Below are 13,553 nucleotides of genomic sequence, written 5' to 3'. Positions count from 1 at the left end.
CACCGAAAAATCCGATCAGACAGGCTTTGAAACGGCGCTCGGAACTCCAGACAAGGAAGCCGACCACATGGCGAACCAGGAACTGATCGACGTCTTGTCGGCCGCCAAGCATCTGCCGAAGGCGGCGATGCTTGAGGCCCTGGCGAGCCCCGCCGACATCGCCGAGCCGGTCCTCGCCGTTCTCGGCATGGCGGCGGAGGGCAAGGAGCTCGACGAGGCGCAGGGCAACCTGCTGTTCTGGGGAGTACACGTCCTGGCGGCGGCCGGCGAGACGCGGGCCTTCCTCCCGCTTCTCACCATCCTGCGGCGCGAGGATTCCGATGGGCTGGACGCGCTCCTCGGCGACGCCCTCACCATCACCATGGCGAAGATGCTCACCAGCCTCTTCGACGGCGACGTGGCGCCGATGCATGCGCTGCTGCTCGATTCGACGGTGGACGGCTTTGCCCGCTACGAAGTCTTCGCCGCCCTCGCCTACCTGACCCAGATCGGACGGATCGACCGGACCCAGACCCACGATCTCCTCGTGCGGTTCGACGACAAGCGCGCCGCCGTCGAGGGCGACATCGCCTGGGTCGGCTGGGAGGAGACCATCGCGCTTCTCGGTTTCGCCGACCTTGCCCTGCGGAGCACGGCGGCCAGGGCCGACGGGCGTCTGAGCGACGAGTTCAGCGATGCAGGGTGGTTTCACACCACCCTGCGCCGGGCGACCGCGAAGCCGAGCGACCTGCAGCGGTTCGACGGACAGAATTACGGCACGTTCGACGATCCCATCGGGGCCTTGGCCTGGACCGCCGAGGGGGCGGGCCTCCCGATCCGCAATCCGGTGAAGATCGGCCGCAACGATCCCTGCCCGTGCGGAAGCGGGAAGAAGTACAAGAAGTGCTGCCTCAACGCGGCCTGACGAAGGGTGAGGATCGGCCCGGACCGTAAAGGTCCGGCGGGTCCGGTCGCGAGGACGCGACAGCCTTCACCTGTGGCGTTACGATGAACCCACCGCATTCATCTTCGCCGGAGCAGCGCCATGTCCCTCGTGATCCCCGTCATCCTCGGCTCCGTCCGCAGCGAACGTCAGGGATTGCGCGCGGCGCGATTCCTCGTGGCGCGCCTGCAGGAGCGCGGCATCGAAGCTCCGCTGGTGGACCCGGCCGAGTTGAAGCTTCCGCTTCTCGACAAGATGTACAAGGAATATCCCAAGGGCGAGGCGCCTCCGGTGCTGGACGACCTTGCCACGCTCTACCGCCGGTCGGATGCGTTCGTGGTCGTCTCGGCCGAGTACAACCACTCGATCCCGCCGGCCCTCTCGAACACGCTCGATCATTTCCTCGAAGAGTATTTCTGGCGGCCCTCGGCCATCGTCTGTTACTCGGCCGGTCAATATGGTGGGGTACGGGCGGCGATGCAGCTCCGGGCGATGATGGCCGAGCTCGGCGCGCCGAGCATCGCGTCGCTGCTGCCGATCCCCCGCATCCACAAGGCGCTCGACGAAGAGGGCGTGCCGCAGGAGGAATGGCTCTCGAAGGCCGCCAAGCGGTTCCTCGACGAGCTCGTCTGGCACGCCGAGGCCCTGAAGGCGCAGCGCGCCAAGGGCACCCCGTATTGAAAGCCTGTTCGATTGGATTTCTCAGCGGATGCTCACGCCAGAGTCGAGCATCCCAGCAGACCGCCTCATCCTGAGGAGCCCGCGTCAGCGGGCTTTGGGGGAGCCCTCCAGTTGGCGCACGATGTCTGGAAGCCTCCTTCGAGGCCACTACGCGGCACTTCAGGATGAGTTAAAGCGTTGGAAAAGCGACTCAAACAGGCTCTGAGGGTAATGCTCCGTGCCGGGAAACCGCCGATGCGAGGCCCGGCGCGGGTCTTGCGCGTTGACCCTCCATGATGCCGGAGGCCGCAGCAATGACGACGATTCTTCAGACCCTTCTCGCCAGCCTCGTGAAGGCGGCGCTGATCTCCGACGACGCGGCGAGTCTTCGCTGGCGTGACGAGGCGAGGCGCGCCCATGCTGCGCTCGCTTCGGACCCGTCGGCGGTGGCGGGGTTGAAGATAGACGGGATCTGGACCTTGGCCGTCTGCGAGGCGGAGGCCCCCGAGCTTCGTGCCTCGGAGACCCGGGTCTCGTTCACGCTGCCGGTCGCCTGCCCGTTCAGCCTCGCCGACATCACCGATCCGGGTTTCGACATCGATGCCGGGGTGGAGCGGATCGTCGGTTCCGCGTCCACCGGTTGATGAACATCGGAAGAACATTGCCCCCGGCCTCGCGCGGTCCCATGTTGACGGATGTGGAAAGGCCCGAGCCTGAGGCCTTTCGACCTCTCGCCGCCAAGACATGAGCGGCGCGTTATACGAGTTCGAGCCCAGAGACATTTGGCCAGACGCATCAATCCCAACCCCGGGCAGAGCGCCCTTCCCTCCCGCGAGCAGATCCTCGCCTTCATCGCGCAGGCGACCGATAAGGTCGGCAAGCGCGAGATCGCCGCGGCCTTCGACATCAAGGGTGCCGACCGCATCGGCTTGAAGCGCATCCTCAAGGAGATCGAGGAGGAAGGGGAGATCGAGCGCGGGCGGGCCGGGTTGGTTCCGCCCGGCCGGCTGCCGCCGGTGACGTTGGCCGATATCAAGTCGCGGGATCGCGACGGCGATTTCTTCGCGGTTCCCGTGGAATGGGACCACGCCAAGGGTCCGCCCCCGAAGATCCTTGTCTCGTCACCGCGCAACGGCAAGAAACCCGGCCGTGCCGCGCCCGGTATCGGCGACCGCGCCCTTCTGCGCGTCGAACTCATTCCCGGCGAGAGCGGGCGCTATTCCGGCCGTGTCATCAAGGTGATCGGCAAGAACAAGGCGGAGGTGCTCGGCGTCTACCGCTCCGGCCCCGACGGCGGACGCATCGTGCCTGTTGAAAAGCGGGCGCAGGGCCGCGAGATCGCGATTCCTGCCGGCGAGGAAGGCGAGGCGCGGGACGGCGACCTTGTCAGCGTCAGCCTCGTCAGCGAGAGCCGGTTCGGCCTGCCGCGAGGGCGCGTCACCGAGCGCCTCGGGTCGCTCGGCTCCGAGCGCGCGGTGAGCCTGATCGCCCTGCATCTCCACCACATCCCCCACGTCTTCGCCGCCGACACCCTGGCCGAGGCCGACGCTGTGGAGCCAGTGGGGATGAAGGGACGCGAGGATTGGCGCGCCGAGCCGCTCCTGACCATCGACCCCCCCGACGCCAAGGACCATGACGACGCCGTGATGGCGGTGCCGGACCCGGACGAGGCCAATCAGGGCGGCTTCGTCGTAACCGTCGCCATCGCCGATGTGGCCGCCTATGTCCGCCCCGGCTCGGCCCTCGACCGCGAGGCGCTGCTGCGCGGCAACTCGGTCTATTTCCCCGACCGCGTCGTCCCGATGCTGCCGGAGCGCATCTCCAACGATCTCTGCTCGCTGAGGGAAAAGGAGGATCGCCCCGCCATCGCGGTGCGCATGGTGATCGGCCCCGACGGAGTGAAGAAGCGCCACAGCTTCCACCGGGTGATGATGCGCTCGCGCGCCAAGCTGTCCTACGCCCAGACGCAGGCGGCCATCGACGGATTCACCGACGAGACGACCGCGCCGCTGCTGGAGCCGATCCTGCGCCCGCTCTGGGCCGCCTACGCGGCTCTGACGGCGGCGCGCGAGGCCCGCGGCCCCCTCGCCCTCGACCTGCCCGAGCGGAAGGTGCTGCTGACGCCGGACGGGGCCGTGGACCGGGTGGTGGTGCCGGCCCGCCTCGACGCGCACCGGCTCATCGAGGAGTTCATGATCCAGGCCAACGTGGCCGCCGCCGAGACCCTGGAACAGGCCAAGCAGCCGCTGATCTACCGGGTCCATGACGAGCCGGCCCTGGAGAAGATGCGCGCGCTCGGCGAGGTTCTGGCCTCGATCGGCATCAAGATCCCCAAGGAAGGGGCACTCCGCCCCGCCCTGTTCAACCGCATCCTCGGCTCCGTGGCCGAGACCGAGCACGCGATCTTCATCAACGAGGTCGTGCTGCGCTCGCAGGCGCAAGCCGTCTATGCCGCGCAGAATCTCGGGCATTTCGGCCTGAATCTCCGGCGCTACGCCCATTTCACCTCGCCGATCCGGCGCTATGCCGACCTCATCGTTCACCGGGCGCTGATCGCCGCCTGCCGGCTGGGATCGGACGGCCTGTCCTCCGACGTGACGGTGGGCGCCCTGGACCAGATCGGGGAGCAGATCTCGGCCGCCGAGCGTCGCGCCATGGCGGCCGAGCGCGAGACCATCGACCGGCTCATCGCGCATCACCTCGCCGACCGGGTCGGGGCCACCTTCACCGGCCAGATCTCGGGCGTCACCCGCGCCGGGCTGTTCATCAAGCTCGACGAGACCGGTGCCGACGGCTTCGTGCCGATCTCCACCATCGGCAACGATTTCTACCACCACGACGAGGCCCGCCACGCCCTGGTCGGCTCGCGCAGCGGCGAGACCCATCGCCTCGGCGACCGGGTGGAGGTGAGGCTGGTGGAGGCGGCGGCCGTGGCCGGCGCCCTGCGCTTCGAACTGCTCTCCGAAGGCCAGACGAGGCCCGGGGCCGGGGGGGCAAGATCTCCGCGCTCGCCGAGTTTCCACAAGGCCGGACCGCCCGGCAGGCCCGCCGGCATCCGCAACTCCGGGTCGCGCCACCGCGGGTCGCGCCGCTAGGGCGGCTGGTGTAGGGTCACTGAACGTTGAGCGTTCATCTCTCCCTACCGCTCCCCTCATCCTGAGGTGCCGCGTCAGCGGCTTCGAAGGAGGGCTCCAGCTGGCTCAGTGGTGGCTGGAGGGCTCCTTCGAGGCCCGCTTCGCGGGCACCTCGGGAAGAGGTTGCGGCGTTCGAGATTTGAAGCAGAAAGTAGGGAAGCCATGACAGCGAGCGTCGAGTCCCTGCCCGGTGAGCGCATCGGCCTCGTCAAATCCATGGCGCGTGGCTTCGTGTGCCGCTGCCCGCATTGCGGCGAGGGCAAGCTCTTCGGCAAGTTCCTGAAGGTCCGCCCGGCCTGCGACGCGTGCGGGCTTGAATTCCACCACCACCGGGCGGATGACCTTCCTCCCTATGTTGTGATCTTCATCATCGGACACATCGTCGGGTATTTCATCCTCGAGCTCGAGACGAATTACGACGTGCCGTTGTGGTTTCAGCTCTCGTTCTGGCCGATCGTCACCCTCGGATCGGCCCTTGCCCTGCTGCAGCCGGTGAAGGGCGCGGTGGTCGGATTGCAGTACGCCCTTGGCATGGGGGGCTTTGCCACGCTACCGACTGGCCCAAGCGTGGCAATTGCCCGCTCCGAGGAGGTTCAGCTTGGACCAAGCGACAATCCTACCCCCGGCCTCGGCCGCGCCTGAATCCCCCAGGCGCGCCGCCGCTCTGCGGCCCCGCAACGCGGCGACCCTCATCATCATCGACCGCACGGCGCGGCATCCCAAGTTCCTGATGGGCAAGCGGCATGAGGGCCTCGCCTTCATGCCCGGAAAGTTCGTCTTCCCCGGCGGGCGGATCGAGCCCGGCGACCGGCGCATGAGCGTGGCCGGTGCCCTCTCGTCCCGGGCCGAGGACGCCCTGGTGAAACGCGTGCCCCGCGCTTCGCACTCCCTCGGGCGGGCGCTCGCCCTGGCGGCGATCCGCGAGACCCATGAGGAGACCGGCCTCTTCCTCGGCACCACCGAATACGGCCCGCCCGAGACCGTGCCGGAGGGAAGCTGGCAGGCGTTCAAGCAGTTCGGTGTGATGCCCGACCTCGAAGCGCTCCACCTCGTGGCGCGGGCGATCACGCCGCCGGGCCGGCCGCGCCGGTTCGACACGCGCTTCTTCACCATCGACCGCAAGGCCGTGGCCGCCGAACAGCCGGGGATCGTCACGCCGACATCCGAACTCGTGGAACTCGCCTGGGTGAGCTTCGCCGAGGCGCGGGAACTCGACCTGCCGCGAATCACCCGCGTGGTCCTCGACGAGCTGGAGGTGCAGATCGCCGGCGGGTTCGCGCCTTACCTGCCGATCCCGTTCTTCTACGAGCGCAACGGCCGGAACGTCCGCGAGGTTCTGTAGACGATCCAGGAACCGGACCCGCTCACATTCCGTTGAACAAACGAGGATAGAGTTGGAGTACGACCATGATGAAGGGCGGTTTGCTGTGGTTGATCGGCATCCCATTGCCGATCATTCTGCTGATCTACTTCTTCACGCCCTGGCTGCACTGAGCCGCATTGGGACGAGGCCATCCGCCGGCGCGATGGCGTCGCGGCGGATATGGCATGGAAAAGCCCTCTGTCCCTTGCCGGGAGAGAGGGCTTCTTTCGTATGCGGGCCTTGGTTCGACGTTATTCGGCGGCGTCGAGGCGCGGGCGGACGATCTCGGCGCGCTCGCGCTTCACCAGTTCGGCCGTGAGGAACGCGACTTCCAGGGCCTGCTCCGCATTCAGGCGGGGATCGCAATAGGTGTGGTAGCGATCCTGCAGGTCGTCGGCCGTCAGCGCGCGGGCGCCGCCGGTGCATTCCGTCACGTTCTTGCCGGTCATCTCGAGATGGATGCCGCCGGCGATGGTCTGCTCCGCCCGGTGGACGCCGAAGAAGCCCTCGATCTCCGTCATCACCCGCTCGAACGGACGCGTTTTGTAGCGGCCGGCCGAGATGGTGTTGCCGTGCATCGGGTCGCAGACCCACACGACCTTGCGGCCCTCGCGCTCCACCGTCCGGATCAGACCGGGCAGATGCTCGCCGACCTTGTCCGCGCCGAAGCGGCAGATCAGGGTCAGGCGGCCCGCTTCGTTCTCCGGGTTGAGCTGATCGATCAGCTTGATCAGCCCTTCCGAGGTCATCGACGGCCCGCATTTCAGCCCGATCGGGTTCTTGATGCCGCGCGCATACTCGATATGCGCATGGTCGGCCTGGCGGGTGCGGTCGCCGACCCAGAGCATGTGGCCCGACGTGGCGTACCAGTCGCCGCTGGTGGAATCGACGCGGGTCAGCGCCTCCTCGTAGCCCAGCAGCAGCGCCTCGTGGCTCGTGAAGAAATCCGTGGTGCGGACCTCCTGGTGCGTCTCGGGGTTGATGCCGATGGCGCGCATGAAGTCGAGGGCGTCGCTCATCCGCTCCGCCACGTCCTGGTAGCGCGAGGATTGCGGGCTGTCCTTGACGAAGCCGAGCATCCAGCGGTGCGCGTTCTCGAGATTGGCATAGCCGCCGGTCGCGAAGGCACGCAGCAGGTTGAGCGTCGCCGCCGACTGGCGGTACGCCTCCAACTGCCGGCGCGGATCGGGGATGCGCGCCTCCTCCGAGAAGGTGATGCCGTTGACGATGTCGCCCCGGTAGCTCGGCAGGCTCACGCCATCCATCGTCTCGGTGGGCGAGGAGCGCGGCTTGGCGAACTGCCCGGCGATGCGCCCGACCTTCACCACCGGCGACCCGCCCGCGAAGGTGAGCACCAGCGCCATCTGCAGGAAGACGCGGAAGAAATCGCGGATGTTGTCGGCCGAATGCTCGTCGAAGCTCTCGGCGCAATCGCCGCCCTGCAGCAGGAAGGCTTCCCCGGTGGAGACGCGGGCGAGCGCGGATTTCAGCTTGCGCGCCTCACCTGCAAAAACCAGGGGCGGAAAGCTGGCGAGCTGGGTCTCGACCGTCTGGAGCGCAGCGGCATCCGGATAGGCCGGTACCTGCTGGATCGGCAGGTTGCGCCAGGATGTCGGCGTCCAACCGGTCTTCGATGTCCAACGCTCGCCCATGATGATCTCCCGTCCACCTCTCGGCCGGCTTCACGAAAGGGGGAATCCTTTGCGAAGAGCGCGGCTTATAGAGCGGTTCTCGGAGAGAAGCGAGCGCTTCGGATCGACGGGCTGCCCCGCGCGCGAGGTCATCGCCACGGCGAGACGGCGGAACGGCGAGCGGGTTCCTCGCCCGTGACATCGAGGGGGCGAGACCGAAGGCGGCCGGGTTCCTCGGGCCTCACGCCATGGCGGGGACCGCCGGAGCGGATCGACCTGGGCGCGAGGCCTTGGGTGAGAGGCAGAGCGCGGCGCGAATGAAGATGCCTGTCAGCGCCAACTCGATGGCGATCCTCGCGGCGAGGACGTCGGTGACGTGGATCCTGACGAGATGGAGCATTTCGCTCACCGCCACGGCTGCGACGGCTCCGACGGTGAAGACGAGAAGGGAATTCCGGCCGAGGCGACTGAGAGGGTGATCGGGCCCCATCCGATACAACAGGCGGATGAGCGGCGCTCGCGGCGCGGCGGCGACGACATAGGCCAGGGCCATCACATGCAGGAAACGCAGCGGCGATTGGTAGGTTTTGCTGGCGCCGAACCAGAACGACGCGTTGCGATGCTCCGCCCATTCGAGGGCGTCCGGCGAGACGCGGATCACGATCGCGGCGAGCATCGGGTATGTGGCGAGGTAGGCCAGGGATAGGGCAAGCGCCGAGCCGCTATGGGGCAACGGGACGTCCAGCGTCATCGCCCGGCCGAGGGCGATCCCTGTCGCGAACAGGAGGGTCCAGGGCAGGATGGTCAGGGCGAAGGGTTGGCCGGACAGACTGTTGGGCAAGACGAGATCGAAATGGCCGGCGATGGCCCAGGTGATCAGCGCGGGCGGGATCGGGGCCCACCAGCGCCACGCGGCCAGGCGCAGCAGGACGGGTGCGATCAGCATCAGCACTACGTACAGGCGCAGGACGCTGGAATAGCCGACGGTCTGACGGAACGTCACCGCATGCCAGAACATCGTCCAGGGGCCGTGGTCGCGCAGCAAGGCCGCGTCGCCCGTGACCTCGCCGATCGGCCCGCGGATTTCCAGAATGAGCGCGAGCAGGGCGAGGGTGGCGAGAATCAGGGCAATATTGAACGTGTGCAGCCGCATGGCCCGCACCCACAGGGGTCTGACGAGCCCGGCGACGTCCACCGGATGCGGGCGCTTCGAGAAAGCGAGCGACGTCGAGATCCCGCTGAGCAGGACGAACACCTCCGAACTGTCGGAGAAGCCGAGGCGGGACGGCGAGAGGTGGAAGAGATAGCCGCCATCGAGATGATTGACGAAAATGTTGACGAGGCAGAGACCACGGATGGCATCGATCGTCGTGCGCCGCTCGATCACGGAAGAGTCGTCCAGAAATTGGTCTACAACCAAGTTTGGACGAGTTCCCGTTAAGACTGCGTTTCTCCGGACTCGTCGAGGACGGCACGCTCGCTCCTTACGCGGGAGCGGCTGCCTCGCCCTACTCCCCTTCCCCGTCCTCCACGGCGATGCCGTGTTCCGACAGGATCCAGAAGATCGCCTCGAGATCCTCGGCCGTCACGTCGCGCGGCGGCAGGGCCTCCTCCAGATCCTCGTAGGTCAGGCGGCGCGCCCGCTGCGCTTCGGCCTTGGCGAGCAGGCGATCCACCGTCTCGCGCATGTCCTCCGGCAGGGCGTCGTGACTCGGCAGGCGACGATCGACATCCGGAAACAGCGCCTGTTCCAGCATTCGGTCGATGATCGCCTGGCGCCGGTCGTGCGCGTCGTCGTTCTTTGCCATGCCCCGTTATGGAGCGCGAAAGCCGCTCGAAACAAGAGAGCCCCGCATCGCCGACTTCATCGCGCCGGAGGACGCGGCGGCCTCAGCCCTGAAGGGTCGAGGCCGAGCGGGCGATGGTCACCGGGATCGCCTTGGCGGCCGGCGTCTTCGATTGCTCGTCGTGGTGCCAGAGCGGGATCAGCGGATTGAGCTCCGGGTAGTAGCCCGCGCAATTCCCTGGCGGGATGTTGTAGGCGACGATGCGAAGCCCCTTCACCGAACGGACCCTATCGTCGGAGACCGTCGTCACGTCGACGATCTCGGCATCGGCAAAGCCCAGGCGAGCGATGTCGTCGGCATTCATGAACAGGATCGTCCGCGTGCCCTTCACGCCACGGAAGCGGTCGTCGTAGCCGTAGACCGTGGTGTTGAACTGGTCGTTCGAGCGCAACGTGATGAGGTCGAGGGCGTCGGCGCCCCTGAGCGGCATGTCGGGATCGGCTTCGATTCCCTCCGGAACCGTGAAATTGGCCTTTCCCGTCTCCGTCTCCCAGCGGCGGTCGCGGGCGGCCAGCGGCTTGTGGATGCCGCCCGGCTCGAACATCCGGCCTTCGAGGTTGTGGAACACCGAGGGGTAGGTCGCCTCCATGGCCCCGCGAATGCGGGAATAGTCACCGACCCATGAGTCCCAGGGAACGTTCGGATTCGGCTCCAGCGTCGCCTTGGCGATCTCGGCGACGATCCAGGGCTCGGAGCGGACCTGGTCGCTCACCGGATTGGTCTTGCCCCGCGAGCCATGGAAGCACGAGGTCGAGCTTTCCATCGAGACCGCCTGCGGTCCGCTTGCCTGGGTGTCGATCTCGATCCGGCCGAGGCAGGGCAGGATATAGGCGACCTCACCGTTGATGAGGTGCGAGCGGTTGAGCTTGGTCGAGATCTGCACGGTGAGGCGCATGGTCCGCCATGCCTCCTCCATCCGCACCGTCTCGGGGATGGCGCGGACGAAGTTGCCGCCGAGGCTGATGAAGGCCTTCACGTCCCCGGACACGATACCTTCGCAGGCCTCCACCGTGTTGAGGCCCTTCTCGCGGGGCGGCTCGAAACCGTATTGCTCCTTCAGGACATCGAGGGGCGCGAGTTCCGGCTTCTCGGTGATCCCCACCGTGCGCTGGCCCTGAACGTTGGAATGGCCGCGCACCGGACAGGGGCCGGCGCCTTTCCGCCCGATATTTCCGCGCAGGAGCAGGAGGTTCACCAGCATCTGCACGGATTCCGTGCCCTTGCGATGCTGGGTCAACCCCATGCCGTAGACTCCGATGACGGCACGCGCGCGGGCATAGACGGTGGCCGCCGCCTCGATGGCGGTGCGGGTGAGACCCGACCGGCCTTCGAGGGCCGCCCAATCCTGTGACTCGCAATAGGCCGCGAAGGCGTCGAACCCGTGGGTGTGCTCGTCGATGAAGCTCCGGTCGAGGATGCCCGGACGTCCGACGCCCAGCGCCTCCCGGTCGGCGGCGATGAGCGCCTTGCACATCCCGGTGATCGCCGCGAGATCGCCGCCCGCCTTGACCTGATGGTACTGCGTCGAAATCTCGGTGGCGTGGCGCGTCGCCATCTCCACCACCGATTGTGGGTTGGTGAAGCGCTCGAGCCCGCGCTCGCGCAGCGGGTTGAAGGTGACGATCGGAACCCGGCGTTTGCGGGCCTCCTGCAGCTGGTGCAGCATCCGGGGCGCGTTCGAGCCGACATTCTGGCCGAAGAACAGGATCAGGTCGGTGGTGTCGAAATCCTCCAGCACCACCGTTCCCACGGGGACGCCGATCGACGCCTTGAGGCCGACGGAGGTCGGCTCGTGGCACATGTTGGACGAGTCGGGCAGATTGTTGTTGCCGTACATCCGGGCAAGGAGCCCGTACATATAGGACGTCTCCAGCGACGCCCTTCCCGATGCGTAGAACACCGCCGATTTCGGATCGAGGGCACGCAATTCCCGACCGATCGCCGCCGTGGCCTCGTCCCACGACACCGGCACGTAACGATCGCTGCCCGCATCGTAGCGCATCGGATGCGTGAGCCGGCCCTGCTCTTCCAGGGCGTAATCCGTCCAGTCGCGGAGTTCCGTCACCGTGTGCCTGGCGAAGAAGTCGGGGCCGCAGCGCTTGGCGGTCTGCTCCCAGGCCGTCGCCTTCGCGCCGTTCTCGCAATATTCGAACGTCAGCGGCTTGGCGGGCTTGGCCCAGGCGCACGACACGCACATGAACCCGTCCGGCTTGTTCTGCTTCATCAGCAGCGCCGCGCCCGACACCGGGATCCCCTCCCGCAGAAGGATCTCGGTGAGGGACTGCGCCGAGCCCCAGCCGCCGGCCGGCCCGTCATAGGCCTCGATCTTCGGCTCCGCCATCTTGTCGGTCATTCGCTGGGCCTCTGACACTGGGTCGGTTGGCAAGCCAACGGCAGCGCCGAGTCCCTGTTCCGGGGTGCGGCTCTAACCCACTCCCTCCGGCCGTTTGGTCACGGCGGGCACCCGCATGGTGACGAGTTCCTCGCCCGCGGTGGGATGGACCGCGATGGTCCGGTCGAAATCGGCCTTCGTCGCGCCCATCGTCACGGCGATGGCCACCGCCTGGATGATCTCGCCGGCATCGTGGCCGACGATATGGACGCCGAGCACCCGGTCGCTGGCGCAATCCACGATGATCTTCATCAGGACACGCTCGGCGCTGTTGGAGAGCGTCGCTTTCATCGAGCGGAAGCTCGACTTGTAGATATCGACCGCCTCGAACCGCTCGCGCGCCTGATCCTCGGTGAGGCCGACGGTGCCGATTTCGGGCGTCGAGAACACGGCGGTGGCGATGAGGTCGTGGTTCACCGCCCAAGGCTTGCCGCCGAAGACGGTGTCGGCGAAGGCATGGCCCTCCCGGATGGCGATGGGCGTCAGGGCGGCACGGTTGGTGACGTCGCCCACCGCGTAGATCGAGGGCACGCTGGTCTGCGAGAAGGCGTCCACCGGGATCGCGCCGCTCTCGTCGGTCTCGATGCCCACATTCTCCAGGCCGAGGCCGCTCACCGCCGGCTTGCGCCCCGTGGCGACGAGGACCTGGTCGACCTCGATGACGCTGCCATCGCCCAGGGTCGCGGAGATGCCGCTGTCGCGCCGTTCGAGGCGCTCCACCGTCTGGTCGAGCCGGAGATCCAGGCGCTTGTCGAAGGCGAGGCCGAGGGCGTCGCGGACCTCGTCGTCGAACCCGCGCAGCAGGCGGTCGCCCCGGTGCAGCAGGGTCGTGCGCGACCCGAGATGCGCGAAGACGCTGGCGAATTCCACCGCGATGTAGCCGCCGCCGATGATGAGGATACGCTCGGGCAAGGTCTCCAGCTCGAAGACTTCGTTGGAGGTGATGCCGAGATCGCCGCCGGGAATGACCGGCACCTTCACCGGATACGCGCCCACCGCCACGAGGATGTATTTCGCCCGCACGCGGCGCCCCGAGGCGACGAGGCGGATCGTATGCGCGTCCTCGATGACGGCCCGCTCCGCGATGACGGTGACGCCCGCCCGTTCGAGATTGGTGTCGTAGATCGATTCGAGGCGCGAGACCTCGGCGTCCCGGCGGGTTTTCAGGACGCTCCAGTCGAAGCGCGGCTCGCCCACCGACCAGCCGAATCCGGCCGCGTCCTCGAACTCGTCGGCGAAGCGCCCGGCATAGACCATGAGCTTCTTCGGAACGCAGCCGCGGATCACGCAGGTGCCGCCGATCCGGTACTCTTCGGCAAGACTGACCCTGGCGCCGTAGCCGGCCGCGATGCGTGCCGCCCGCACGCCCCCGGAGCCGCCACCGATGACGAACAGATCGACGTCGAACTCGTCGGTCATGGCAGATTCCTCACAGTGACGGATGCGGGTTCGGCGATCCTGGCGGAACGCGGGGCTGGTTCCGTCCGCTCTATCGCAGGAACACGATGCCCGTCATCGCCGAACGCCGAGAATCCATCGTCGCAGATGGTTATGCCGTGCCGGGATGGCTGCCCGGCCGCGGGCTCGACGTCCGAACGACGTGC

11 protein-coding genes are annotated in these 13,553 nt (G+C 67.3%); 6 read left to right on the top strand and 5 right to left on the bottom strand.

Features of this window, described 5'->3' with window-relative positions; all coding sequences use genetic code 11:
* Nucleotides 1-67 precede the first annotated feature (67 nt).
* From MBTS_RS06960 to MBTS_RS06935, 6 genes are all read left to right on the top strand, one after another.
* Entirely contained in the window at nucleotides 68-904 is an 837-nt protein-coding gene (locus MBTS_RS06960; RefSeq protein ID WP_018044561.1) for a DUF1186 domain-containing protein, read from the top strand.
* 120 nt (nucleotides 905-1,024) lie between these two features.
* Nucleotides 1,025-1,603, top strand: a complete 579-nt coding sequence (locus tag MBTS_RS06955) for an NADPH-dependent FMN reductase (RefSeq protein ID WP_147829573.1) — start codon at nucleotides 1,025-1,027, stop codon at nucleotides 1,601-1,603.
* A gap of 293 nt (nucleotides 1,604-1,896) precedes the next feature.
* Nucleotides 1,897-2,226: a hypothetical protein gene (locus MBTS_RS06950; RefSeq protein ID WP_192215297.1), complete on the top strand. Its 330-nt coding sequence runs from the start codon at nucleotides 1,897-1,899 to the stop codon at nucleotides 2,224-2,226.
* 138 nt (nucleotides 2,227-2,364) lie between these two features.
* Nucleotides 2,365-4,677, top strand: coding sequence for a ribonuclease R (gene rnr / locus MBTS_RS06945; protein ID WP_192215296.1), 2,313 nt, complete (start codon nucleotides 2,365-2,367; stop codon nucleotides 4,675-4,677).
* Between the two features lie 201 nt (nucleotides 4,678-4,878).
* Nucleotides 4,879-5,358 carry a DUF983 domain-containing protein gene (locus tag MBTS_RS06940; RefSeq protein WP_147829566.1) on the top strand — a complete coding sequence of 160 codons (480 nt, stop codon included), beginning with the start codon at nucleotides 4,879-4,881 and terminating at the stop codon, nucleotides 5,356-5,358.
* Nucleotides 5,315-6,058 (top strand): NUDIX hydrolase, encoded by a 744-nt coding sequence (locus tag MBTS_RS06935; protein ID WP_147829564.1) that lies wholly within the window; start codon nucleotides 5,315-5,317, stop codon nucleotides 6,056-6,058. Before MBTS_RS06940 ends, MBTS_RS06935 begins: the two co-directional genes overlap by 44 nt.
* 272 nt (nucleotides 6,059-6,330) lie before the next feature.
* Here MBTS_RS06935 and MBTS_RS06930 read toward each other — a convergent pair whose 3' ends face one another.
* The 5 genes from MBTS_RS06930 to gor form a co-directional block, all read right to left on the bottom strand.
* Nucleotides 6,331-7,731, bottom strand: a complete 1,401-nt coding sequence (locus MBTS_RS06930) for a class II 3-deoxy-7-phosphoheptulonate synthase (protein ID WP_147829562.1) — start codon at nucleotides 7,729-7,731, stop codon at nucleotides 6,331-6,333.
* 220 nt (nucleotides 7,732-7,951) lie between these two features.
* The gene (gene opgC / locus MBTS_RS06925) at nucleotides 7,952-9,097 is read right to left on the bottom strand and encodes an OpgC domain-containing protein (RefSeq protein WP_056146177.1); all 1,146 of its coding nucleotides are present in this window, start codon (nucleotides 9,095-9,097) and stop codon (nucleotides 7,952-7,954) included.
* Between the two features lie 121 nt (nucleotides 9,098-9,218).
* A complete protein-coding gene (locus MBTS_RS06920) occupies nucleotides 9,219-9,518 on the bottom strand; it encodes an RNA polymerase sigma factor region1.1 domain-containing protein (RefSeq protein WP_018044569.1) in 300 nt (99 codons plus the stop codon).
* Between the two features lie 82 nt (nucleotides 9,519-9,600).
* Entirely contained in the window at nucleotides 9,601-11,898 is a 2,298-nt protein-coding gene (locus MBTS_RS06915; RefSeq protein WP_192215307.1) for an FdhF/YdeP family oxidoreductase, read from the bottom strand.
* A gap of 84 nt (nucleotides 11,899-11,982) precedes the next feature.
* Entirely contained in the window at nucleotides 11,983-13,368 is a 1,386-nt protein-coding gene (gene gor / locus MBTS_RS06910; protein ID WP_147829558.1) for a glutathione-disulfide reductase, read from the bottom strand.
* Between the last annotated feature and the right edge of the window lie 185 nt (nucleotides 13,369-13,553).

Origin of the sequence: Methylobacterium bullatum, assembly GCF_014845095.1 — a bacterium.
GTDB lineage: Bacteria > Pseudomonadota > Alphaproteobacteria > Rhizobiales > Beijerinckiaceae > Methylobacterium > Methylobacterium bullatum.
This window is presented reverse-complemented; position numbering and strand designations above follow the sequence as displayed.